At 66.9% G+C, this 24419-nt stretch carries 24 protein-coding genes; 7 read left to right on the forward strand and 17 right to left on the reverse strand.

The features are described from left to right. Positions 1-29: 29 nt before the first annotated feature. On the forward strand, positions 30-1439 hold the full coding sequence (locus LE197_RS26920; RefSeq protein WP_003098324.1) for an HDOD domain-containing protein: 1410 nt from the start codon (positions 30-32) through the stop codon (positions 1437-1439). A 71-nt stretch (positions 1440-1510) separates the two neighbouring features. Here LE197_RS26920 and LE197_RS26925 read toward each other — a convergent pair whose 3' ends face one another. From LE197_RS26925 to glcD, 9 genes are all read right to left on the reverse strand, one after another. Then, entirely contained in the window at positions 1511-1903 is a 393-nt protein-coding gene (locus LE197_RS26925; protein ID WP_003096629.1) for a hypothetical protein, read from the reverse strand. Between the two features lie 135 nt (positions 1904-2038). Further along, the gene (locus LE197_RS26930; RefSeq protein ID WP_003096630.1) at positions 2039-2311 is read right to left on the reverse strand and encodes an HU family DNA-binding protein; all 273 of its coding nucleotides are present in this window, start codon (positions 2309-2311) and stop codon (positions 2039-2041) included. A gap of 201 nt (positions 2312-2512) precedes the next feature. Beyond that, complete coding sequence (gene alkT / locus LE197_RS26935; RefSeq protein WP_003098326.1) at positions 2513-3667, reverse strand: rubredoxin-NAD(+) reductase AlkT; 1155 nt, start codon at positions 3665-3667, stop codon at positions 2513-2515. A gap of 51 nt (positions 3668-3718) precedes the next feature. Beyond that, on the reverse strand, positions 3719-3886 hold the full coding sequence (locus LE197_RS26940) for a rubredoxin (protein ID WP_003098329.1): 168 nt from the start codon (positions 3884-3886) through the stop codon (positions 3719-3721). A gap of 183 nt (positions 3887-4069) precedes the next feature. Beyond that, positions 4070-4237, reverse strand: coding sequence for a rubredoxin (locus tag LE197_RS26945; protein ID WP_003098330.1), 168 nt, complete (start codon positions 4235-4237; stop codon positions 4070-4072). A 133-nt stretch (positions 4238-4370) separates the two neighbouring features. Continuing rightward, complete coding sequence (locus tag LE197_RS26950) at positions 4371-4772, reverse strand: heme-binding protein (protein ID WP_003098332.1); 402 nt, start codon at positions 4770-4772, stop codon at positions 4371-4373. Between the two features lie 4 nt (positions 4773-4776). Next, a complete protein-coding gene (glcF, locus tag LE197_RS26955) occupies positions 4777-6003 on the reverse strand; it encodes a glycolate oxidase subunit GlcF (protein ID WP_023108889.1) in 1227 nt (408 codons plus the stop codon). Between the two features lie 9 nt (positions 6004-6012). Next, entirely contained in the window at positions 6013-7092 is a 1080-nt protein-coding gene (gene glcE / locus LE197_RS26960; protein ID WP_003136272.1) for a glycolate oxidase subunit GlcE, read from the reverse strand. Continuing rightward, positions 7092-8591: a glycolate oxidase subunit GlcD gene (glcD, locus tag LE197_RS26965; protein ID WP_003114372.1), complete on the reverse strand. Its 1500-nt coding sequence runs from the start codon at positions 8589-8591 to the stop codon at positions 7092-7094. The genes glcE and glcD overlap by 1 nt, the downstream gene beginning before the upstream one ends. A 204-nt stretch (positions 8592-8795) precedes the next feature. On the opposite strand from glcD, the gene glcC reads away from it, so the two are divergent. The 3 genes from glcC (at position 8796) to ubiA (ending at position 11084) form a co-directional block, all read left to right on the forward strand. After that, positions 8796-9551: a transcriptional regulator GlcC gene (gene glcC, locus LE197_RS26970; RefSeq protein ID WP_003096643.1), complete on the forward strand. Its 756-nt coding sequence runs from the start codon at positions 8796-8798 to the stop codon at positions 9549-9551. Positions 9552-9630: 79 nt separating this feature from the next. Next, a complete protein-coding gene (locus LE197_RS26975; protein ID WP_003114374.1) occupies positions 9631-10167 on the forward strand; it encodes a chorismate lyase in 537 nt (178 codons plus the stop codon). Positions 10168-10193: 26 nt separating this feature from the next. Continuing rightward, positions 10194-11084, forward strand: coding sequence for a 4-hydroxybenzoate octaprenyltransferase (ubiA, locus tag LE197_RS26980; protein ID WP_003104612.1), 891 nt, complete (start codon positions 10194-10196; stop codon positions 11082-11084). 23 nt (positions 11085-11107) lie between these two features. Here the strand turns inward: ubiA and LE197_RS26985 are convergent, their stop codons facing one another. Continuing rightward, a complete protein-coding gene (locus LE197_RS26985; protein ID WP_003096652.1) occupies positions 11108-11491 on the reverse strand; it encodes a hypothetical protein in 384 nt (127 codons plus the stop codon). Between the two features lie 176 nt (positions 11492-11667). Here LE197_RS26985 and phoB point away from each other — a divergent pair, with 176 nt between their 5' ends. The 3 genes from phoB (at position 11668) to LE197_RS27000 (ending at position 15204) form a co-directional block, all read left to right on the forward strand. After that, positions 11668-12357, forward strand: a complete 690-nt coding sequence (gene phoB / locus LE197_RS26990; protein ID WP_003096653.1) for a phosphate regulon transcriptional regulator PhoB — start codon at positions 11668-11670, stop codon at positions 12355-12357. 72 nt (positions 12358-12429) lie between these two features. Continuing rightward, a complete protein-coding gene (gene phoR / locus LE197_RS26995; RefSeq protein WP_023108890.1) occupies positions 12430-13761 on the forward strand; it encodes a phosphate regulon sensor histidine kinase PhoR in 1332 nt (443 codons plus the stop codon). Between the two features lie 102 nt (positions 13762-13863). Then, positions 13864-15204 (forward strand): hemolysin family protein, encoded by a 1341-nt coding sequence (locus tag LE197_RS27000; RefSeq protein ID WP_003096655.1) that lies wholly within the window; start codon positions 13864-13866, stop codon positions 15202-15204. 34 nt (positions 15205-15238) lie between these two features. Here the strand turns inward: LE197_RS27000 and LE197_RS27005 are convergent, their stop codons facing one another. The 7 genes from LE197_RS27005 to pstS all read right to left on the reverse strand — a co-directional run bounded on the left by LE197_RS27005 (position 15239) and on the right by pstS (position 24072). Beyond that, on the reverse strand, positions 15239-16138 hold the full coding sequence (locus LE197_RS27005; RefSeq protein WP_003096656.1) for a peptidoglycan DD-metalloendopeptidase family protein: 900 nt from the start codon (positions 16136-16138) through the stop codon (positions 15239-15241). A gap of 116 nt (positions 16139-16254) precedes the next feature. Beyond that, complete coding sequence (locus tag LE197_RS27010) at positions 16255-17157, reverse strand: response regulator (protein ID WP_003096657.1); 903 nt, start codon at positions 17155-17157, stop codon at positions 16255-16257. A 118-nt stretch (positions 17158-17275) separates the two neighbouring features. Further along, on the reverse strand, positions 17276-18004 hold the full coding sequence (phoU, locus tag LE197_RS27015; protein WP_003142030.1) for a phosphate signaling complex protein PhoU: 729 nt from the start codon (positions 18002-18004) through the stop codon (positions 17276-17278). A 95-nt stretch (positions 18005-18099) separates the two neighbouring features. Then, the gene (gene pstB / locus LE197_RS27020) at positions 18100-18933 is read right to left on the reverse strand and encodes a phosphate ABC transporter ATP-binding protein PstB (protein WP_003096663.1); all 834 of its coding nucleotides are present in this window, start codon (positions 18931-18933) and stop codon (positions 18100-18102) included. 15 nt (positions 18934-18948) lie between these two features. Beyond that, positions 18949-20625, reverse strand: a complete 1677-nt coding sequence (gene pstA, locus LE197_RS27025; RefSeq protein WP_003096667.1) for a phosphate ABC transporter permease PstA — start codon at positions 20623-20625, stop codon at positions 18949-18951. Positions 20626-20644: 19 nt separating this feature from the next. Continuing rightward, positions 20645-22678 (reverse strand): ABC transporter permease subunit, encoded by a 2034-nt coding sequence (locus LE197_RS27030; RefSeq protein ID WP_003123734.1) that lies wholly within the window; start codon positions 22676-22678, stop codon positions 20645-20647. 422 nt (positions 22679-23100) lie between these two features. Further along, the gene (gene pstS, locus LE197_RS27035) at positions 23101-24072 is read right to left on the reverse strand and encodes a phosphate ABC transporter substrate-binding protein PstS (RefSeq protein WP_003096673.1); all 972 of its coding nucleotides are present in this window, start codon (positions 24070-24072) and stop codon (positions 23101-23103) included. Positions 24073-24419 lie beyond the last annotated feature (347 nt).

Raw genomic sequence — 24419 nt, forward strand, 5'->3', positions numbered from 1 at the left:
AGGGAAAATCCAGCTCGCATGGTCTCGTCATGACAGAAGCCGCCCTGGCCTCCGCCGATGCTCCGCACGCCCCCCAGGTCATCCTCCAGCTGCTCGCCAAGCTAGGCATCGCCTGCCGCGAGGTCAGCGACAGCGCGGAGCTGCCTGCCGCCCGCCGGGTCCAGGCGGTGCTGCTGGACGACGCCGTCGGCACCCTGCTGGTGCTGTTCCCGCAGAGCCAGTTGCTGGACCTCGCCCGGCTCACCGAACTGACCGGCCGCAAGCTGCTGGCGATCAAGCCCGAGCGCCTGGAACGAATGCTCGGCAAGCACGAGTTGCACCGCCTGCCGGCGTTGCCGCCCCTGACCAGTTCGCCCTGCCTGTACGACGAGCGCCTGTTGCAGGAACCGCGCCTGCTGATCGAGTCCGGCCAGCCCGGCATCCTCCTGGAGATCGCCAGCAACGACTTCCGCGGCCTGCTGGGCAAGGCCAGCGCCGCGCGCTTCGGCGAACCGCTGGAAAACATCAACCTGAACCTTGACCGCCCGGACGACGACCGCGCGGAAATCAGCCAGGCCGTGCAGGCCTTCACCGCCCGGCGCATCCAGCAGCGCCTGGAGCAGACCATCGAGATTCCACCGCTGCCGCAGACGGCGCAGAAGATCATCAAGCTGCGGGTCGACCCCAACGCCAGCGTCGACGACATCACCGGTCTGGTGGAAACCGATCCGGCGCTCGCCGCCCAGGTGGTCAGTTGGGCGGCCTCGCCCTACTACGCCGCTCCGGGCAAGATCCGCTCGGTGGAAGACGCGATCGTCCGCGTCCTCGGTTTCGACCTGGTGATCAACCTGGCCCTCGGCCTCGCCCTGGGCAAGAGCCTGAGCCTACCCAAGGACCAGCCACAGCAGGCCACGCCCTACTGGCAGCAAGCGATCTACACCGCCGCGGTGATCGAGGGCCTGACCCGCGCCATGCCGCGCGAGCTGCGCCCGGAGTCCGGCCTGAGCTACCTGGGCGGCCTGCTGCACAATTTCGGCTACCTGGTCCTGGCGCATGTCTTCCCGCCGCATTTCTCGCTGATCTGCCGGCACCTGGAGGTCAACCCGCACCTCGGCCATGCCTATATCGAACAGCACCTGCTGGGGATCACCCGCGAGCAGATCGGCGCCTGGCTGATGCGCGTCTGGGACATGCCTGACGACCTCTATTGCGCCCTGCGCTTCCAGCAGGACCCCAGCTACACCGGGCCGAACGCGGTCTACGCCAACCTGATCTGCCTGACCAACCGGTTGCTGCGCAACAGCGGCATCGGCGATGGCCCGCAGCAAGCGATTCCGGCGGCATTGTACGAGCGCCTGGGGATCACCCCGGAGAAGGCCGGGGACGCCGTGAAAAAGGTGCTGGAAGCGGAAGCGGCCCTGCGCGAACTGGCGGCCCAGTTCAATCGCTTGCCGGGGTGACCGGGTAGTCCGCTGCGAAACGCACTACCGAAAGGCTGCGGCCGCAGCCCGGATGAGATCGAAAGCCGCCCTCAGGCGGCTTTCTTCTCCGGAGCCTTCTTCTTCGGCTTGAGGTACTTCACCAGACCCTGGAACCAGATCACCAGCGCCGGATTGCCCTGTATCTGGATGTCCTTGTTCTGGATGCCCTGCATGAAGGCCAACTGCGGGTTCTTCGAAGTCATCGCGGCGAAACCGTAGGCTCCGTCCTTGAACCCCAGGGAAAAAGCCGGTTGCGGATGGGTACCGCGCTTGCTGCTGACGCGCAGGTCCCTGACCAGGTAGTGGCGCGCCACCTTGCCGTCGAGGGTATGCAACTGGAACACCAGGTCCTTGCCCTCGAGCTGCTTCTGGAAAGCGGGATTGTCGCGGCTGGCCTTGGCCATCAGGCGACCAAGCATCCACAGGAGAAGACGAAATTTCATGCACGCGCCTCGATATCCGGGGAGATGAGCGGCGCATTGTAGCTGTTCGCGAGGAGGACTACAGCTGTCCTTTCGATGAGCGCGGAAGCGTCTTCGACGAAGCCCGGAGCCGCTCTGACTCCGGGCTCTCGGCGGTCAGTTGACCGCGTCGCGCAGGGCCTTGCCCGGCTTGAAGGCGACGGTGTTGCTGGCCTTGATCTTCACCGGCTGGCCGGTCTGCGGGTTCTTCCCCGTGCGGGCTCCGCGATGGCGTTGCAGGAAGGTGCCGAAACCGACCAGGGTCACGCTGTCCTTGCGGTTCAGCGCGCCGGTGATTTCATCCAACAGGGCGTTGAGAACGCGATTGGCCTGTTCCTTGGTGAGATCGGCCTTTTCGGCGATAGCGGCGGCTAGTTCTGGTTTACGCATAGTTGCCTCTTTGACGGTTTGTTGTTTTTGTGTCCGTGCTGTCTTCCCAGCAGCGCTCAAAGGCACCGCAGTCCACCGGAACCATAGGCTCTAGACTGCGGTAGACGCGATGGAGGATGGCATGCTCCCGAGGACTGCGCCAGTATCGTCCGACAATTTTGCCGCAAGTCTCGACGGCATAACGGCCGGAACCAATGGCATTCAAGCCATGAGGCCGGGTAACTCTTTGTTCAGGGCCAATTTTTCGTTCACCGCCGCTCCGGTCAGGGCATAACCGATCACTCGACCAGCGGTATCCCGGCACAGGACCTTGAGGTCCGTTCCAGAGCCTTCCACTAGCCATTGGCCATCCATTCCGCGGGGCGGCGGCGACACCACCAGCGGGCAGGCCGGGGTCTTCACCGTCACCGGCATGGGACCGTAGGCCACCTGGCTGGGGTTGCCGGCGAGGGTCTGCGCCAGCGCGCGTGCGCAGGCCATCAGCGGCATCACATAGAGCAGGTTGAGGCCGTCCACTTCGGCGCAGTCGCCCAGCGCGTAGATGTTGGCGTGGGAGGTGCGCAGCGAGCGGTCGACGACGATCCCGCGGTTGACCGCCAGCCCGGCGGCGAAGGCCAGTTCGGTGCGCGGACGCAGGCCGACGGCGGAGACCACCAGGTCGCAGGGAATCACCTCGCCATCCGAAAGATGTGCTTCCAGCCCCTCGCCGGCCTTCTTCAGGCTGGCCAGCACCGGCCCCAGGTGGAAGCGCACGCCGAGGCCTTCCAGGCCTGCCTGCACGGCCTTCGCCGCGGCCGGGTGGAGCAGGCCCGGCATGACCTGCTCGCAAGGCGCCACCACGTCGAGCTGGTAGCCGCCGCTGGAGAGGTCGTTGGCGAATTCGCAACCGATCAGCCCCGCACCGAGCAGCAGTACCCGGCGCTTGCCGGCAGCCGCCTGGCGGAAGCGCGCGTAGTCTTCCAGGTCGTTGATCGGGTAGAGCGCGTCCTGGGCATCGCCCTCGACCGGCACCCGGATCGGCTCCGCGCCCCAGGCCAGGACCAGGTCGCGATAACGCACCTCTTCCTCACCGATCCAGATCCGCTGATGGCCGGGATCGATACCGGTGACCCGGGTATGGGTCAGGATGCGTGCGTTCAGTTGCTCGGCCATGGCGCCCGGTTCGGCCATGGCCAGGCCGTCGGCGTCCTTGTTCTTCGAGAAGCCGGTGGAGAGCATCGGCTTGGAATAGGAACGGCCGTCGTCGGCGGTGATCATCAGCAGCGGCGTCTCGCTGTCCAGCTTGCGCCACTCGCGGGCCAGGTTGTAGCCCGCCAGGCCGGTTCCGATGATTACCAGGGGCGCACGCTCGCTCATTTCCGTTCCTCTGTGATTGCCGGCGCCGGGCGCCGCTTCTGTGGATTTCGCTCAGGCGATCTCGATCATCTCGAAATCGATCTTGCCGACACCGCAATCCGGGCAGACCCAGTCCGCCGGGATGTCTTCCCAACGGGTTCCCGCCGGAATGCCTTCTTCGGGCAGGCCCAGGGCTTCGTCGTAGATGAAGCCGCAGACCACGCATTGCCACTTGCGCATAGCCACCCTCCTCGTTCGTCGAACCTAGCTCAGCGTCGGTGGCCGGCCAACGGCAAGGCTGCCGGGCGTTCCCGGCAGGACAGTCAATGACCGGACCCAAGTCCCAAGGATAACTCCTGGACGGCCGCTGGCCAGGCATGAAAAAAGGCGGCCAGGGCCGCCTTCTTCGCCGGCGAGCGGGGCTCAGCCGATTTCGATCATCTCGAAGTCCAGCTTGCCGACGCCGCAGTCGGGGCACAGCCAGTCTTCAGGCACGTCTTCCCAGCGCGTTCCCGCCTCGATGCCTTCTTCCGGCCAGCCTTTGGCCTCGTCATAGATCAGTCCACACACCACGCATTGCCACTTCTTCATTGTTTACCTCGGGCGGGTTACCACGGTTCAGCGCCGGCAACCTATAACAAATCCACCCTGTCCGCCAACCTGCCCGAAAGGCAAGGTGGTGCCGAACGGGCCAACCAAAGATGGGTGGTGCCCACCGGTCGCCTCACAACCCCTCGGCTCCGATCCGCGCCACCCGGGCGTCCTCTTCGGCGCGTACGCCGGAAACCCCGACCGCGCCGACCACCTGTCCGTCCACCAGGATCGGCACACCGCCCTCCAGGGTGGCCTGCAGCAGCGGCACCGAGAGGAAGGCGCTGCGTCCGCCGTTGATCATGTCCTCGTAGCGCTTCGTTTCCCGGCGTCCCAGGGCGGCGCTGCGGGCCTTTTCCGTCGCGATGTAGGCACCGATCGGCGCGCAGCCGTCGAGGCGCTCCAGCGCCAGCGGGTGGCCGCCGTCGTCGACCACCGCGATGCTCACCGCCCAGCCTTGGCGCTGTGCCTCCTCACGGGCCGCGCCAAGGACGCGGGCGACCTCCTCGCGGCCTAGTACCGGCTTGCTGTGCATGGTTTCACTCTCCTCCGGGCAAGGCCTGGTCGAGCAGCTCGATCCAGTGGCGTACCGGGGTCCGTCCGGCCCCGTCGAGATGGGCCTGGCAACCGACGTTGGCCGTGGCGATGACATCCGGCGCGCCGCTTTCCAGGGCGTCCAGGCGGTTGTCGCGCAGACGCCGGGACAGCGCCGGCTGGGTCAGCGAGTAGGTGCCGGCGGACCCGCAGCAGAGATGACCGTCGGCCACCTCGGTGAGATGGAAGCCCAGTCGCCGCAGCACCGCCTCCACGGCCCCGCCCAGTCGTTGCGCGTGCTGCAGTGTGCATGGGCAGTGGAACGCCAGGCGCTGGTCGCAGCGCAGGCCGAGGGACTCCAGCGGCTCGTCGCGAAGCACTTCCACCAGGTCGCGGACAGCGGCGGCGACCTCGTGCGCCTTGTCCGCGTACCGTGGGTCGTCGCGCAGCAGGTAGGCGTAGTCCTTGACGAAGGCGCCGCAGCCGCTGGCGGTCTGCACGATGGCCTCGGCACCCTCGCGCAGCAACGGCCACCAGGCGTCGATATTGCGCCGCGCGCGCTGGCGGCCGCGCTCCTGCGCATCCAGGTGGAAATCCAGCGCGCCGCAGCAGCCGGCCGCGGCCGCCGGCGTCACGCTGATTCCCAGGCGGTCCAGAACCCGCGCGGCGGCGGCGTTGGTGTTCGGCGACAGCGCCGGCTGCACGCAACCCTCGAGCAGCAGCACGCGCCGCGCATGCCGGGGCTGCGGCCGCCTGCCCGGCGCCGCGACCCGACGTGGCAGCTTGCCCTGCATCGCCTCAGGCAGCAGAGGCCTCAGCCGCCCGGCAGCGCCGGCCAGCGCGCCGAACAACCCCGGGCGCGGGGCCAGCAGGCGCAGCCCGTCGCGCAGCAGGCGTTGCCGGAAGCCGCGCGGCAGGCGTTCGGCGAGGAGGTCGCGGCCGATATCCAGCAGCTTGTGGTACTCGACTCCGGACGGGCAGGTGGTTTCGCAGTTGCGGCAGCTCAGGCAGCGATCGAGGTGCAGGCGGGTGCGCTCGCTGGCCTCGTCGCGCTCGAGGAACTGCTTGATCAGGTAGATCCGTCCGCGCGGGCCGTCGAGTTCGTCGCTCAGCTCCTGGTAGGTCGGGCAGGTGGCGTTGCAGAAACCGCAGTGCACGCAGCTGCGCAGGATGCGCTCGGCTTCGGCGGCCTCGGCGCGTTGCCGGGCGGAATCGCAGAGGTTGGTTTGCATCGCGCCTCCTCAGAGTTCGGCGTACATCCGCCCGGGATTGAAGATGCCCTGCGGGTCGAGCTGGCGTTTGAGTGCCCGGTGCAGGCCGAGCAGTCCAGGCGGTAGCGGCTGGAACGGCGCATCGAGATGGCCGGCGCGGTAGCAGGTGGCGTGACCGCCATGGGCGGCGGCCCACGCACGGATGTCCGCGGCCGGCGCGTCGCTTTTCAGCCAGCGCAGCGCCCCGCCCCAGTCCAGCAACTGACGACCAGGCAACGGCGTCTCCGGCGCCAGCGCCGGCAGCGACAGGCGCCAGAGCGGTCGCGGGTCGTCGAAGAACGGCAGGCGCTGCTCGCGCAGGTCGGCCCAGAAGCCGTCCTCGAGCGCTTCGCCACCGAGGCGGTCGCGCGCCGAGCGTACCGAGCCCTCGCCGCCCTCCAGGCGCAGGCGCAGGGCTTCGCCGTCGTGGCAGGCCGCACTGATCGGCAATGGCTGGCCTCCCCACTCGGCCAGCTTGCGCAACGCCGTCGCCACCGGCAGGTCCAGGCTCAGGCCGGCCTGGCAGCGCGGCATGGGCAGCACCTTGAAGGACACTTCGGTGACCACCCCGAGGCAACCGAAGCTGCCCGCCAGCAACCGCGACAGGTCGTAGCCGGCGACGTTCTTCATCACCTCGCCGCCGAAGCGCAGGTGGGTGCCCAGGCCACTGATCAGCCGCGTGCCGAGGACGAAATCGCGTACCGCTCCCGCCCAGGGCCGGCGCGGTCCGGACAGGCCGCTGGCGAGCACCCCGCCGACCGTCGCCCGGCCGCCGAAACCCGGCGCCTCGCAGGCAAGCATCTGCCCGCCGCGCGCCAGCACGGCCTGTAGCTCGTCCAGCGGCGTACCGGCACGGGCGGTGATCACCAGTTCGCAGGGATCGTAGGCGACGATCCCACGGTGTTCGGCGAGCGCCAGCGGTTCGCCCGCAACCGGCCTGCCGAGGAACGCCTTGCTATCGCCGCCGACGATGCGCAGCGGCGCGCGCCGCGCCAGGGCGTCGCGGACCCGCTCGAGCAGCGCGCCGGCATGGTCGGCGCCAGCGTCCGGATCGAAATACGGCTGGCTCATCAGAAACGCTCCAGTTCGGGGAACGGCAGTCGACCGTGGTGGACGTGCATGGCGCCGAACTCGGCGCAGCGATGCAGGGTGGGCACGTTCTTGCCGGGATTGAGCAGCCCGGCCGGGTCGAACGCCGCCTTCACGGCGTGGAACAGGGTCAGCTCGTCGGCATTGAACTGAGCGCACATCTGGTTGATCTTCTCGCGGCCGACGCCATGTTCGCCGGTGATGCTGCCGCCTACCGCCACGCACAACTCGAGGATCCTGCCGCCCAGCGCTTCGGCGCGCTCCAGCTCGCCCGCCAGGTTGGCGTCGAAGAGGATCAGCGGGTGCATGTTGCCGTCGCCGGCGTGGAATACGTTGGCCACCCGCAGGCCGTATTCGCGCGAAAGCTCGGCGATGCCATGCAGCACCCGCGGCAGCTCGCGGCGCGGGATGCTGCCGTCCATGCAGTAGTAATCGGGGGAAATCCGCCCGACCGCCGGAAACGCATTCTTGCGCCCGGCCCAGAAGCGCTGGCGCTCGGCCTCGTCTTGGGCCTGTCGCACCGAGGTGGCGCCAGCCGCCTCGAACAGCTCGCGGACCCGCTCGCAATCCTCGTGCACGTCGGCTTCCACGCCATCCAGTTCGCAGAGCAGGATCGCCGCCGCGTCGACCGGGTAACCGGCGTGGATGAAATCCTCGGCGGCGCGGATCGACAGGTTGTCCATCATTTCCAGCCCGGCCGGGACGATGCCGGCACCGATCAGGTCGGCCACCGCCCGCCCGGCGCTTTCCACATCGTCGAAGCTGGCCAGCAGGACCTTCGCCACCGGCGGGCGCGGCAACAGCCTGACGGTGACCTCCACCACCACGCCGAGCAGCCCTTCGGAGCCGGTGAACAGCGCCAGCAGGTCGAAGCCAGCGCTGTCCAGGGCGCTGGACCCCAGGCTCAGGCGCTCGCCTTCCAGGGTCACGATGTCCACCTGCAACAGGTTGTGCACGGTCAGGCCGTACTTCAGGCAATGCACGCCGCCGGCGTTCTCCGCGACGTTGCCGCCGATGGAGCAGGCGATCTGCGAGGACGGGTCCGGTGCGTAGTACAGACCATGAGGGGCAGCGGCCTGGGAGATCGCCAGGTTGCGCACGCCAGGCTGGACCCGGGCGAAACGACCCAGCGGATCGATCTCGAGGATCCGCCGGAAACGCGCCATCACCAGCAGCACGCCGTTCTCCAGCGGCAGCGCGCCGCCGGACAGGCCGGTGCCGGCACCGCGCGCCACGACCGGCACCTTCAGCCGATGGCAGAGGGCGAGCAGGCCCTGAACCTGTTCGATGCGTTCCGGCAATGCCACCAGCAACGGCGTGCAGCGATACGCCGAGAGTCCGTCGCACTCGTAGGGACGCAGGTCTTCCGCGGCGTGCAGCAGTTCGAGGTCGGGCAGGCGGAGGCGCAACTCGGCCAGCAGGCCATCCTTGTCCACCTGCGGCAGCGGACCGTCCAGACGCTCGTCGTAGAGGATGTTCATGGCGGCTGTCCTTGTTGTGGTTGTCGGCGGGATCAGCAAGCGTCCACAGCCTGTACCGTGCGGACGCCGGGGTCCAGCAGGCGTCTAACTGGTCCTACCAGTATCACCAGGAGCCATGGGCATGAGGCGCATGCTAGAAAGTCCCTGAGCTTCTATAGTGAGTAACGACAGCCAACTGGTCCTACCAGTGCAACGGGAGCTTCCATGCAGAAACAGCGGGTGGCCGACCAGGTCGCAGAGCGTATCGAGCGGCTGATCGTCGACGGCGTGCTCAAGGTCGGCCAGGCTCTGCCGTCCGAGCGGCGCCTGGTGGCCAAGCTCGGCTGCTCGCGCTCGGCCCTGCGCGAGGGCCTGCGGGCGCTGCGCGGGCGCGGCATCATCGACACCGAGCATGGCCGTGGGTCGTTCGTCGCCGACCTCGACCGCAACGCCGACGCCAGCCCGCTGATGCACCTGTTCGGCTCCCAGCCGCGCACCCTCTACGACCTGCTCGAAGTCCGCGCCCTGCTGGAGGGCGAGGCGGCCCGCCTGGCAGCGCTACGCGGCACCGAGGCAGACTTCGTCCTGCTCGCCCGGCGCTACGAAGAGATGCTCGCCAGCCACGAGGAAACCCAGCCGATCGATCCCCGCGAGCACGCCCGCCGCGACCACGCGTTCCACCGGGCGATCAGCGAGGCATCGCACAATCCGGTGCTGGTGCATACCCTGCAATCGCTCAACGAACTGCTGCTGAGCACGGTGTTCGCCTCAGTGAACAACCTCTACCACCGACCGCCGCAGAAACGCCAGATCGACCGCCAGCACGCGCGCCTCTACGCGGCCCTCCGCGAGCGCCAGCCGGACCAGGCGCAACGGGCGGCGCGCGAACATATCCACAGCATCCGCGACAACCTGCGGGAGATCGAGCAGGAAGAACAGCGCCTGGTCCGCGCCACCCTGCGCCTGAACGGCTGGGGCTGACGCGCCACCGCGTCGCAGACCGGCCGCCGGCCGAACATGCTACCCTCGCCGCCTTCTGCCGCCGTCTCGTAGTCCCGTCATGCCCAGCAATGCGCTCTGGCTTCGCGCCGACCAACTGTCCAGCGTCTCCCCCGCCGTCCTCGACTGGCTGTTCGACGAGGGGTCGCTGACCCGGCGCCTGACCGCCCTGGCCGACGGCGCGTTCCGCGTCGAACCCCTGCTGGAAGGCTGGCAGACCCTGCGCGACGACGAATGCCAGGGGCTCGACGTCCCTACCGGCAGTAGCGGCTGGGTCCGCGAGGTCTACCTGCATGGCCACGACCGTCCCTGGGTGTTCGCCCGCAGCGTGGCGGCGCGCAGCGCCCTGGAAGGCTCGGGCTTCGACCTGGCGCTGCTCGGCACCCGCTCGCTGGGCGAGTTGCTGTTCAGCGACAGCGCCTTCGAGCGCGGGCCCATCGAAGTCTGCCGCTATCCGGCGGCCGGTCTGCCCGCCGAGGTCCGCGCCGAGGGTCTCTGGGGCCGTCGCTCACGGTTTTCCCGCGGCGCGCTCGGGGTGCTGGTGGCGGAGGTGTACCTACCGCGCCTGTGGGACCAGGCGGGAATCGCCGACGTATAATCCCCCGGTCGACTCCGGAGGTCCCCATGTTCGTCACCCTGATCAAGCCGCTGGCCCGCCTGCACCCCCGCGCCTGGGACTTCGTCCAACTGGTGCGGCTGGACCGGCCGATCGGCATCTACCTGCTGCTCTGGCCGACCCTCTGGTCGCTGTGGATCGCCGCGGACGGCGTGCCGGAACTGAAGAACCTGCTGATCTTCGTCCTCGGCGTCATCCTGATGCGCGCCGCCGGCTGCGTGATCAACGATTTCGCCGACCGCAATTTCGACGGCCATGTCGCACGCACCAAGGCGCGCCCGCTGGCCACCGGCAAGATCAGCGTGCGCGAGGCCTGGATCACCTTCGCCGTCCTGGTCGCGCTGAGCTTCGGCCTGGTCCTGCTGACCAATGCAACGACCGTCTGGCTGTCGTTCGGCGCGGTAGCCGTGGCCTCGCTCTACCCCTTCATGAAGCGCTACACCTACTATCCGCAGGTGGTGCTGGGCGCCGCCTATTCCTGGGGCATCCTGATGGCCTTCACCGCCGAGCGCGGCGAATTGCCGGCCAGCGCCTGGCTGCTGTTCCTGGCCAACGTGCTGTGGACGGTCGCCTATGACTCCTACTACGCGATGACCGACCGCGAGGACGACCTGAAGATCGGCATCAAGTCCACCGCAATCCTCTTCGGCGATGCCGACCGCCTGATCATCGGCAGCCTGCAGGGCCTGACCCTGCTCCTGCTAGTGCTGGCCGGCAACCGCTTCGAACTGGGCCTGTGCTTCTACCTCGGCCTGGCGGTGGCGGCGGCCTGCTTCGTCTGGGAAGCCTGGTCGACCCGCGACCGCGACCCGCAGGCCTGCTTCCGCGCCTTCCTGCACAATCACTGGGCTGGCCTGGCGATCTTCCTCGGCACGGTCGCCGACTACGCGCTGCGTTGAGCGGCGCGCAGGCCGGCGACCATCTAGTCCATGTCCGGCTGGGCGACGTGCCAGGCGCCCATCTTGCCGTCACCGTTCTTGTCGCCAGGCTTCTTGTCCTGGATGAAGGTATAAAGGGGCTTGCCGTAGTAGGCCCACTGCTGGGTGCCGTCCTCGCGAGCGACCAGGCTCCAGTCGCCGCTGGCCTGCGCTCCCTGGGCCGCTGCCAGCGGCGGCCAGTTCTTCGCGCACTGCCCGGAACAGGCGGATTGCCCTTCGCTGTCCTTGTCGTAGGTATAGAGCGTCATGCCCTTGCCATCGACCAGCACGCCGTCCTTCTCGGTGGCCGGCGCCACCGTTTCCTGGGCCAGCGCGGCGAACGCCGGCAGGGCCAGCGCCAGACCCAGCGCCAGGTGGATTCTGTTCATCGCGTCTCTCTCCTGTGTCTTCAGGTGGAGCGTTCGCCGCCCGCAGGGACGGCACCGGAACCTGTTGAGCATAGCCCCGCCGCGGGCAGTCGGCGGAAACTACGCCGTTGTGTCACATACCTGACACAATTTCGTTATCTAATGCGGCGCAAGACAGATCGACCCGAGGCAAGACCATGGTTGGCAAGACAATCCTCATCGTTGATGACGAAGCACCGATTCGCGAGATGATCGCCGTGGCCCTGGAGATGGCCGGCTACGAGTGCCTGGAGGCGGAAAATACCCAGCAGGCGCACGCGGTGATCGTCGACCGCAAGCCGGACCTGATCCTGCTCGACTGGATGCTCCCCGGCACTTCCGGCATCGAACTGGCGCGACGCCTGAAGCGTGACGAACTGACCGTCGACATCCCGATCATCATGCTCACCGCCAAGGGCGAGGAGGACAACAAGATCCAGGGCCTGGAGGTCGGCGCCGACGACTACATCACCAAGCCGTTCTCGCCCCGCGAGCTGGTCGCCCGCCTGAAGGCCGTGCTGCGCCGCACCGGGCCTGGCGACAGCGAGGCGCCGATCGAGGTCGGCGGCCTGCTGCTGGACCCGATCAGCCACCGCGTGACCATCGACGGCAAGCCGGCCGAGATGGGCCCCACCGAGTACCGCCTGCTGCAGTTCTTCATGACTCACCAGGAACGCGCCTATACCCGCGGCCAACTGCTGGACCAGGTCTGGGGCGGCAACGTCTATGTCGAGGAGCGCACCGTCGACGTGCATATCCGCCGCCTGCGCAAGGCGCTCGGCGAGGTCTACGAAAATCTGGTTCAGACTGTCCGCGGGACCGGCTATCGTTTCTCCACCAAGAGCTGACCCCGCTCCCGGCCGCCCAGCGGCCGGAGTCGTTTCCCCTGGACGGTCCGTGACGGACCGCCACTGGACAGGATGCAATCCGTCGTGAACCAAGACTGGCGTGGAGCGCTGATCCGCCACCTGCTTCTCGTGCTGGCCGCCAGCCTCGTGCTCGGCGTGGTCAGCGGCCATTACGGCTGGGCCCTGGCCCTCGGCCTGGCTCTCTACCTCGGCTGGACCCTCTGGCAGCTACTGCGCCTGCACCACTGGCTGCGCAACCACCAGCCAGACGAGCCACCGCCGGACAGCTACGGCCTCTGGGGCGAAGTCTTCGACAATATCTACCACCTGCAACGCCGCAACCAGCGCGCCCGTGGCCGCCTGCAGGCGGTGATCGACCGGATCCAGGAGTCCACCGCGGCGCTGCGTGACGCGGTGATCATGCTCGACAGCGACGGCAATCTGGAATGGTGGAACCTCGCCGCGGAAAACCTGCTCGGCCTGAAGACCCCGCAGGACGGCGGCCAGCCGGTGAGCAACCTGATCCGCCATCCGCGCTTCAAGGAATACTTCGACCAGGAGGATTACCGCGAGCCGCTGGAAATCCCCTCGCCGATCAACGAGCGCCTGCGCCTGCAGTTCCACATCACCCTCTACGGCAACCGCGAGCACCTGATGCTGGTCCGCGACGTCACCCGCGTCCACCAGCTGGAGCAGATGCGCAAGGACTTCGTGGCCAACGTCTCCCACGAGCTGCGCACGCCGCTGACGGTGATCGCCGGCTACCTGGAGACCCTCCTCGACAACGTCGAGGATGTGAACCCGCGCTGGCTGCGCGCCCTGCAACAGATGCAGCAGCAGGCCGGACGCATGCAGAACCTGCTCAACGACCTGCTCCTGCTGGCCAAGCTGGAGGCCACCGAATACCCCGGCGACAACAAGCCGGTGGCGGTGGACGCTCTCCTCGCCAGCATCCGCAACGACGCCCAGGCCCTGTCCGCCGGGCGCAACCACCGCATCAGCCTGGACGCCACACCCGCGGTGCAGCTCAAGGGCAGCGAGGCGGAACTGCGCAGCGCCTTCTCCAACCTGGTATTCAACGCGGTGAAGTACACCCCCGACGAGGGCGAGATCCGCATCCGCTGGTGGGCCGACGAACAGGGCGCGCACCTGTCGGTGCAGGACACCGGTATCGGCGTCGATCCCAAGCACCTGCCGCGCCTGACCGAGCGCTTCTACCGGGTGGACTCCAGCCGCGCCTCCAACACCGGCGGCACCGGCCTCGGCCTGGCCATCGTCAAGCACGTGCTGATCCGCCACCGCGCGCGCCTGGAAATCAGCAGCGTGCCCGGCAAGGGCAGCACCTTCACCTGCCATTTCGCCCCGGCGCAGGTCGCCGAGGCCGAGCGCAAGGCGTCGAAGTGAGCCTCGTCGCGGTGCCGCGCCGCCGGCGTCGGCACGGCCAAAGCTTGCAAGCGACGACACAGCCCCTCATTCTTAAGGGCCTTTTGGCTACCGCACACCCCCATGGACCCTTCTCCTAGTACCAGCATCGCCACCTATTTCGCCGATGCCGGCCTGATCCTCTTTGCGCTTTTCCTCGTCCTGCTCAACGGCTTCTTCGTCGCCGCCGAGTTCGCCATGGTCAAGCTCCGCGCCACCCGCGTGGAAACCATTGCCAAGCAGCACGGCTGGCGCGGCGCCATCCTGCGCAAGGTACACAACCAGCTGGACGCCTACCTGTCCGCCTGCCAGCTGGGCATCACCCTGGCCTCCCTGGGCCTGGGCTGGGTCGGTGAGCCGGCCTTCGCCGAACTCCTGGAACCGCTGCTGGCGATGATCGGCGTGCACTCCGACGAACTGATCCGCGGGATCTCCTTCTTCACCGCGTTCTTCATCATTTCCTACCTGCACATCGTGGTCGGCGAGCTGGCGCCCAAGTCCTGGGCGATCCGCAAGCCGGAACTGCTGTCGCTGTGGACGGCGGTGCCGCTGTACCTCTTCTACTGGCTGATGTACCCGGCGATCTGGCTGCTCAACGCCAGCGCCAACGCCATCCTCAAGATCGCCGGCCAGGGCGAGCCCGGCCCGCACCACGAGCATCACTACAGCCGCGACGAACTGAAGCTGATTCTCCACTCCAGCCGCGCCCAGGACCCCAGCGACCAGGGCATGCGCGTGCTGGCCTCGGCGGTGGAGCTGGGCGAGCTGGAGGTGGTCGACTGGGCCAACTCCCGCGAAGACCTGGTCTACCTCGAGCACGATGCGCCGCTGGCGGACATCCTCGCGGTGATCCGCCGCCACAAGTACAGCCGCTACCCGGTCTGGGACAGCCACAAGGGCGAGTTCATCGGCCTGCTGCACATCAAGGACCTGCTGCTGGCACTGTCCGCCCTGGACAGCCTGCCGGAGACCTTCGACCTCGACGAACTGGTGCGCCCGCTGGAGATCGTCACCAAGCACACCCCGCTGTCGCGCCTGCTGGAGCAGTTCCGCAAGGGCGGCGCGCACTTCGCCGTGGTGGAAGAGGCCGATCACAAGGTGGTCGGCTTCCTGACCATGGAGGACGTGCTGGAAGTGCTGGTCGGCGACATCCAGGACGAACACCGCAAGACCGAGCGCGGCATCCTCGCCTACCAGCCGGGCAAGCTGCTGGTGCGCGGCGACACACCGCTGTTCAAGCTCGAGCGCCTGCTCGGCATCGACCTCGATCATGTCGAGGCGGACACTCTCGCCGGGCTGGTCTACGACACCCTGAAGCGGGTGCCGGAGGAAGAGGAAGTCCTCGACACCGAGGGCCTGCGGATCATCGTGAAGAAGATGCGCGGTCCGAAGATCGTCCTGGCCAAGGTGGTCAAGCTCGACTGAGACGAGCCGGCGCCGCCACGGCGCCGGCGACTTTTCAAGGCTCGCGGACGATGGCGAAGTTCGGCAGGCTGTCGACCGGCTGGGCGAAGTCGTAGGGAATCGACTCCAGCGCCAGGCCGACGTTGCGCTGGATCACGAAGTGCAGGTGCGGCCCGCTGCTGTTGCCGGTGTTGCCGGAGCGCGCCAGCGGCGTGCCGACCTGGACCCGCTGGCCCTCGGCGACCAGCACCGAATGGCGCATCAGGTGCAGGTAGACGCCCATGGTGCCGTCGTCGTGCAGGATGCGGACGAAGTTGCCCGAGGGATTGTTGCCGCGCCCGCTCTGGTTGTTCTCGATCTTCACCACGGTGCCGCCGCGGGCGGCGATGATCGGCGTGCCCTCGGGCATGGCGATGTCCATCGCGTAGCGGCCCTTGGGGGTGAAGTGGCTGTACTTGCCATTGGCGCCCTGGGACAGGCGGAACGGCCCGCCGCGCCAGGGCAGCGGATAGCGATAGAGCAGCGGCTGCTGGCGCGGGTCGCCGAGCGCATAGCGCAGCTTCGGCGTGTAGCTCATCGGCTTGCCGGCCTTGCGCGGCGCCAGGGTCGCCAGGCGCACCTGGCTGCGCGCCGGGACCACCCAGCGAATCGGCCCGTCGGGCACCCCGACGGCATTGCGCGGGTTGCGGATCCGCAACTCGACCTCGACCGGCGCGTAGAGGTCGTTGCGCACCTGCAGGGTCTCGCCACCCGCGTGCTTCTTCGTCTCCAGCTTCACTTCCCGTTCCAGGTGCTCGACCATCCGGTCGCGGAAGACGAACACCTGCGCCCCGGCCACGGCGCGGTCGGAGTAGGTCACCACGCCATTGGCGTCGGTGTACTTGTAGATGGTCAGGGCCGCAGCCGGAGCTGCCGCGGCGAACAGGCCACAGAGAAGGAGAAGGCGCCCTAGCATGACTGCACGGATCGTGTCGTTCTGGTTATCCCGAATCGGCAAGACTAGCAGCGCTTTATTGCCAGGGCGAGACGACAGCGAGCGGGCTGTGAACGGATCGTCGGGAAAAAACCCGCTCAGGCGCCGGGAACGTAGTGCTTCTGGGTACTTCCGCGGGCGATCAGGCGCGACAGGTAGTCGAGCTTCTGCGGGTCGCGGTCGACGAAACGCAGGGTCAGCAGCAGCCAATCGCTATCCGGCTTCGGCTCCAGCGCGGCGATGGCGTGCAGGTAGCCGTTCAGGCGCGCCACGTCGCTGTTTTCCTCGAGGTCCAGCACCGCGCTTTCCAGCACCTGCGGCAGCGGGTCGGCGCGCTTCACCACCAGTTGCGCTTCCTTCAGGCTGACCGCCTTGATCACGCAGGGCATGCTGCTCTGCGGCAGGCGCAATTGCGCCTGGCCCAGCGGGTTGCCGCTGCCGGCGGGACGCGCGCTGGCCTGGGGAGCCGAAGCCGGCTTCGGCGCGGGAGCCGGTTTTGCCGGACTGGCGGCGGGCTTGATCACCTCGGCGCGACCGCCGGTCAGGGCGGCCAGCGAATCGTTGGCCATGCCGCTGGCGATCTCCCGGCGCGGCGCGTGGGCCGCCAGGGCTTCCAGCTTGCCGCTGCGGCTCAGGGCCTTCTTGATCTTGGCCACCAGCTGGTCATTGGAGAATGGCTTGCCGATGTAGTCCGACACCCCGGCCTGGATCGCCTGGACCACGTTCTCCTTGTCGCCGCGACTGGTGACCATGATGAACGGGGTAGTCTTGAGGTTTTCCTGGGCACGGCACCAGGTCAGCAGTTCGAGGCCGGACATCTCCGGCATCTCCCAGTCGCAGAGGATCAGGTCGACGTTCTGCCGACTGAGCAGTTGCTGGGCCTTGCGGCCGTTCACGGCCTCCTCGATATGAAGGCCGGGGAAGTTGTCGCGCAACCCTTTCTTCATCAGATCTCGGATGAAGGGGGCGTCATCCACCACTAGCGCGCTGACTTTGCTCATCGACTTCTCCTGGACAGGTTCGCCTAGGATAGCCTCCCCTGCTGGCAGGATGCCAAGCCTTGCTGCAGTCGCGCGAAGAAACAAGGCTCCAGGTCAAGGGAGCCTTGCCTGCGGAAGATCACTCGCCGCGGTTGTTCTCGACCTCTTCCTTCATGCGGGTCAGGCCGATGTGACGAACGTCGGTGCCGCGAACCAGGTAGATCACCAGCTCGGCGATGTTGCGCGCATGGTCGCCGATGCGCTCCAGCGAGCGCAGGGCCCAGATGATGTTGAGCACGCGGGATATCGCCCGCGGGTCTTCCATCATGTAGGTGACCAGCTCGCGGAGGGCGGTCTTGTATTCGCGATCGACGGTCTTGTCGTACTGTGCCACGGACAGCGCCAGGTCGGCATCGAAGCGGGCGAAGGCGTCCAGTGCCTCCTGCACCATCCTCTGCACTTGGCTGCCGATGTGCCGAACCTCGACGTAGCCGCGCGGTGACTCGCCTTCCTCGCACAGCTGGATGGCGCGGCGGGCGACCTTGGAGGCCTCGTCGCCGATCCGCTCGAGGTCGATCACCGACTTCGAGATGCTGATGATCAGGCGCAGGTCGGAGGCCGCCGGCTGACGCCGGGCGAGGATACGCACGCACTCCTCGTCGATGTTGCGCTCCATCTGGTTGATCTGGTCGTCGATCTCGCGGACCTGCTGGGCGAGGCCGGAGTCGGCGTCGATCAGCGCGTTGACCGCGTCGTTGACCTGCTTTTCCACCAGCCCGCCCATGGCCAGGAGGTGGCTGCGCACATCCTCCAGCTCGGCGTTGAACTGCTGGGAGATGTGATGGGTGAGACTGTCTTTGTTAATCATGTGGGGAATCCTTCTGGAGCCGCTGCGACCGGTGACATCAACGAGCTACGGAGAGCGCCGGAGGCAGCGGTATCGCCGCGCCTCCGGACGCGCCGCTAGCCGTAGCGGCCGGTGATGTAGTCTTCGGTCTGCTTCTTCGCCGGGTTGGTGAACAGCGTATCGGTGTCGCCGAACTCGATCAGCTTGCCCATGTACATGAACGCCGTATAGTCGGAAACCCGCGCGGCCTGCTGCATGTTGTGGGTAACGATGACGATGGTGAACTTCGACTTCAACTCGTAGATCAGCTCTTCGATCTTCAGCGTGGAGATCGGGTCCAGCGCCGAGCACGGCTCGTCGAGCAGCAGCACTTCCGGTTCCACCGCGATGGTCCGGGCGATCACCAGGCGCTGCTGCTGGCCACCGGACAGGCCGAGGGCGGACTCGTGCAGGCGATCCTTCACCTCCTCCCACAGCGCAGCCCCCTTCAGCGCCCACTCGACGGCCTCGTCAAGTACGCGCTTCTTGTTGATGCCCTGGATACGCAGGCCGTAGACCACGTTCTCGTAGATGCTCTTGGGGAACGGGTTGGGCTTCTGGAACACCATGCCGACGCGACGGCGCAGCTCGGCGACGTCGACGCCCTTGGCGAAGATGTTGTGACCATCGAGGCGGATCTCGCCTTCGACGCGGCAGCCATCCACCAGATCGTTCATCCGGTTGAAGCAGCGCAGCAGGGTCGACTTGCCGCAGCCGGACGGGCCGATGAAGGCGGTCACGCGCTGCTTCGGAATGTTCATCCGGACGTCGAACAGGGCCTGCTTGGCGCCGTAGAACAGGTTCAGCCCGGGCACTTCCAGTTCGACACTTTCGGAAGCCAGGTCGAGGCTCTGGCGGTCGCGGCCGAGCGCATCGAAGTTGATGCCGTGGCTGGCGGTCTCGTTTTGCATGGGAAGCTCCCTCAATCAGTTTTCCAGGGCCTTGTACTTCTCGCGCAGGCGATTGCGGATCGCGATGGCGGAGAAGTTCAGCAGGGCGATCACCACGACCAGCAGCAACGCCGTAGCGTATACCAGCGGCCGTGCGGCCTCGACGTTGGGGCTCTGGAAACCGACGTCGTAGATATGGAAACCGAGGTGCATGATCTTCTGGTCGAGATGCACGTACGGATAGTTACCGTCGACCGGCAGCGACGGTGCCAGTTTCACCACGCCGACCAGCATCAGCGGCGCCACTTCGCCGGCGGCACGAGCCACGGCGAGGATCAGGCCGGTCATCATCGCCGGGCTGGCCATCGGCAGGACGATCTTCCACAGCGTTTCCGCCTTGGTCGCGCCGAGCGCCAGGGAGCCTTCGCGGACCGCGCGCGGAATCCGCGCCAGGCCTTCCTCGGTGGCGACGATCACCACCGGCACGGCGAGGATCGCCAGGGTCAGCGAGGCCCAGAACAGCCCGGGGGTACCGAAGGTCGGCGCCGGCAGGGCCTCGGGGAAGAACAGCCGGTCGATGGAACCGCCCAGCACGTAGACGAAGAAACCCAGGCCGAACACGCCGTAGACGATCGCCGGTACGCCGGCGAGGTTGTTCACGGCGATGCGGATCACCCGGGTCAGCGGCCCCTGCTTGGCGTACTCGCGCAGGTAGACCGCAGCGATCACGCCGAACGGGGTGACGATCAGCGCCATCACCAGGGTCATCATCACGGTGCCGAAGATCGCCGGGAAGATACCGCCCTCGGTATTGGCCTCGCGCGGATCGTCGCTGAGGAACTCCCAGAGCTTCTTGAAGTACACCGTCATCTTGGTGCCCAGGCCCATGGCGTTGGGCTGGTAGGCATGCACCAGCTTGCCAAGGGTGATTTCGCTCTCGCGGCCGCTGGCGTCGCGCATTACCACGCTGTCGCGGTTGAACTCCTGGTGCAGGCCGTTGAGCTGCTCTTCCAGGACCTTGTAGCGCGCCTGCAACTCGCTGCGCTCGGCGGCCAGGTCGGCCTGGGCGGCGGCGTCCAGCTTGCCGTCCAACTGCAACTTGCGCTCTTTCAAGCGCAGGCGCTCGAGACCGTGGTTGATCCCGCCGATGTCGCCCTTCTCCAGCTTGTAGAGCTTGGCGTAGAGGTCATCCACCCGCTGCATGCGCTTCTGCAGTTCGCCTACCGCGGCGTCGCCTTCGGCGACCACCTGGCCGTTCTCCTTGACGCTCAGCAGGTAGCCGTAGAAGTTGCCCCACTCGCGGCGTTCGAGAACCATCAGCGCTTCGGGGCGCTTGATGTCCTGCAGCCACTCGCCGACGACCCAGGAGAAATCGCTGCCGTAAAGCTCGCGGTTGCCCAGCTTGAGCAGCTCGCGGGTCATGAATTCGGGGCCGGCCTCCGGGACCGGCATGCCGGCGCTGCGCAGGCGCGCGCGCGGCACTTCCTCGGCCTGGACCACCTCGCCGATCACGGTCTTGGCGGCTTCGCCAGGGATCTGGTAAGTCGCCTCGATGACGTTCGCCGGCCAGAAGTGGCCGAGGCCGCGTACCGCGATCACCGCCAGCAGGCCGATGGTCATGATCACCGCGATCGACACCGCGCCGGCGTTCATCCACACCCAGGGCGAGCCGCTGCCGAACCAGGCTTTGACGGTTTCCTGTTTCTGTTTCACAGAGCTATACCTCCGCCGCTTACAACGACGCGTATTTCTTGCGCAGACGCTGACGGATCAGCTCTGCCAGGGTGTTCATCACGAAGGTGAACGTCAGCAGTACCAGCGCCGAGAGGAACAGCACGCGGTAGTGGCTGCCGCCGACCTCCGACTCGGGCATCTCCACCGCGACGTTGGCTGCCAGGGTGCGCATGCCTTCGAAGATGTTCAGTTCCATCACCGGGGTATTGCCGGTCGCCATCAGCACGATCATGGTCTCGCCGACGGCGCGGCCCATGCCGATCATCAGCGCCGAGAAGATGCCTGGGCTGGCGGTCAGGATCACCACGCGGGTCAGCGTCTGCCAGGGCGTGGCGCCCAGGGCCAGGGAGCCGTAGGTAAGGCTGCGCGGCACGCTGAAGATGGCGTCTTCGGCGATCGAGAAGATATTCGGGATCACCGCGAAGCCCATTGCCAGCCCGACGATCAGGGCATTGCGCTGGTCGTAGGTGATGCCCAGGTCGTGGCTCAACCAGAGGCGCATGTCGCCGCCGAAGAAGGTGGTCTCCAGGTGCGGGCTCAGCCACAGGGCGAAGGCGCCGACGGCGAGCACCACCGGGATCAGCAGCGCGGCTTCCCAGCCGGCCGGCAGGCTCAGGCGGATACGCTCGGGCAGGCGGCTCCAGAGCAGGCCGGCGAGAAGGATGCCCAGCGGCGTCAGCAACAGCAGGCTGAACACCCCTGGCAGGTGGCCTTCGACGTAGGGCGCCAGGAACAGGCCGGCGAAGAAGCCGAGGATCACCGTCGGCAGCGCCTCCATCAGCTCGATCACCGGCTTGACCTTGCGGCGCATCGCCGGAGCCATGAAATAGGCGGTGTAGACGGCGGCCGCGATGGCCAGCGGAGCTGCCAGGATCATCGCGTAGAAGGCGGCCTTGAGCGTGCCGAAGGTCAGCGGCGAGAGGCTCAGCTTCGGTTCGAAGTCGGTGGTCGCGGCGGTGGACTGCCAGACGTAGGCCGGCTTGTCGTAGCTCTCGTACCAGACCTTGCCCCAGAGCGCGCTCCAGGAGATTTCCGGGTGCGGGTTGCTCAGGGCGAAGCGGTGGATCTTGCCACCCTGCTCCAGCAGCAGGCGGTTGGCCCGCGGCGACAGGGTGATGACCCCGGAAGAGTCGGCGACCGGCTGGACCAGCAGGGTACGGTGCGCGGTGCTGTGGAAGACGCCGAGGTTGCCCTTCTCGTCCAGGGCGATGAAGCCCTTGCGCCGTTGTTCCGGAGCGATGGCGCTGATCGGCGCGCCATCCAGGTTGAAGTCGCGAACGTGCGACAGGCGCGGTTCGCCGTCGGTATCGCGAGCCATGAACCACTGGGCGATGCCACCCTTGGAGTCGCCCACCAGCAGCGAGATGCCGCCCAGCAGTTGGGTGCTCGCGGTGACCTCGGCGTTGGGGTCTTCCAGCAGCTTGTAGCGACCGTTCAACTGGCGGCTGTGCAGGTCGAACACATCGGCGGTGGCACGTCCGTTGATCACGTACAGCCACTGCTTGCGCGGGTCGAGGTAGATGGCTTTCACCGGTTCGGCGATCTGCGGGAGTTCGATGCGCTCCTCGTCCAGCGTGCTTTCGCCGGTCAGCATGTTCTCTTCGCGAGTCATGCTCAACAGCAGCAGTTGCTTGTCGACGGAGCCAGCCAGCAGCAGGCTGTCGTCGCCGGCATTGATGCTCACATGCTCCAGCGGGCGGCCCTGCGGATCGAGACCGATCGGGGTCTCGCCGTAGGGGAAGGCGATCTCCGGGGTGATGGTCTTCTTGTTGTCCGGGTAGGTGACCTTGTAGGTGTGCTGGAACACCAGCACCTGTCCGTTGGACAGGCCCAGGGCGACCGTCGGGCTGCCCGGCTGGTCTTGGGCGATCGAGCGGATCTCGCTGCCCGCCGGAAGCGGCAGAGCGACACGCTTCAGTTCGACGCCGGTCTTGGCGTTGAAGAAGAGGATCTCGCCCTGGCCGCCGACGCGCATGGCCACCTGGTTCTGCTCCTCGATGCTGAGCAGCAGGGGCACCTGCGCCTGCTGCATCCAGGCCGGAGTCAGCGCTTCGCGGGTCTCCAGGTCGGCGCCGCGGAACAGCGGGAGCACGACGTAGGCCAGGTAGAAGAAGATCAGGGTGATCGCCGCCAGCACGGCCAGGCCGCCGACCAGCACGTACCAGCGGGTCAGGCGGTCCTTGAGGGCACGGATGCGGCGCTTGCGTTGCAGGGCTGGCGTATTGAAGTCAATCCGCTCGGGAGCAAGGGAGGAGTTCATCGGGGAGTTGGCCATGTCGTTCATGGGGTGACACCCTAAAGGCTCTGTATGACAGACAGATGACAGCAACATGACGCAACAAAGCCCGCCAGCAGAGCCTCGCTGGCGGGAAAGGCCGGCGGGTCCTAGCGCCCGCCGGCAGAGCCTTCATGCCTGGACGGCCCATCGCTGGGCCATCCGCTCAAGTCACTGGATTACAGGCCCAGTTCCTTGATCGCCTTCTCGGCCACCTTGGCCGGCAGCGGGATGTAGCCGTCCTTGACCACGACCTGCTGGCCGGTCTTGGACAGAACCAGCTTGAGGAACTGAGCCTCCAGCGGATCCAGCGGCTTGTTCGGCGCCTTGTTCACGTAGACGTAGAGGAAGCGCGACAGCGGGTAGGTGCCGTTCAGGGCGTTCTGCTCGTTGTCCTCGACGAAGGCAGCGCCTTCCTTCTTGGCCAGGGCCACGGTCTTCACGCTGGCGGTCTTGTAGCCGATACCGGAGTAGCCGATGCCGTTCAGCGACTGGCTGACCGACTGCACCACGGAAGCCGAACCCGGCTGCTCGTTGACGTTCGGACGGAAGTCGCCTTTGCACAGGGCTTCTTCCTTGAAGTAGCCGTAGGTGCCGGAAACCGAGTTGCGGCCGAACAGTTGCACCGGCTTCTTCGCCCAGTCGCCGGTCAGGCCCAGGTCGCCCCAGGTCTTCACGTCCTGCTTGCTGCCGCACAGGCGGGTAGCGGAGAAGATCGCATCGACCTGCTGCATGGTCAGGCCTTTGATCGGGTTGTCCTTGTGCACGAAGATCGCCAGGGCGTCGACAGCGACCGGGACGGCGGTCGGCTTATAGCCGTACTTCTGCTCGAAAGCCTGCAGCTCGACGTCCTTCATCTTGCGGCTCATCGGGCCCAGGTTGGCGGTGCCTTCGGTCAGGGCCGGCGGCGCGGTAGAAGAGCCGGCAGCCTGGATCTGGATGTTCACGTTCGGATAGAGGCGCTTGTACTCCTCGGCCCACATGGTCATCAGGTTGGCCAGAGTGTCGGAGCCGACGCTCGACAGGTTGCCCGACACACCGCTGGCTTTCTGATATTCCGGCAGCGCCGGGTCGATCGCGGCTACCGCGGAAGCGGCGCCTACGCCTGCGGCGACGAACGTCAGGGCCGCCATCAAACGCTTGAGTTTCATGCCTTGCTCCTTGGACAGGATGGGGTTGGATGGAACGGGGGCCAGTATCGTCAGGCCGCATGAAGACTCTATGAAAGGAATGTGACAGTTGGATGAAATGCCATCAGCCTTCCGACATTTTTCCGCAAGCCTTGGGAGAAGCCCTGCCACACCCCTGAAAACCTGGAAACACAAGGGCTCCAGCCTTTCACGGAGGGGCCCGGGAGGCCCTCTGGAGCGCGTTTTCGATCCGCCTGGGGGAGGTAGCCGTCCATCCGTTTCATGCAGGATGGGTAGTTTCCAGGGCAATTGTGACAGTCGCCGCCGGCATTCGCAGTCGAGAAAAGAAGCGAGGAAGCACGCCTTTT

It is taken from the genome of Pseudomonas sp. PS1(2021) (genome assembly GCF_020405165.1).
GTDB classification, from domain to species: domain Bacteria; phylum Pseudomonadota; class Gammaproteobacteria; order Pseudomonadales; family Pseudomonadaceae; genus Pseudomonas; species Pseudomonas aeruginosa.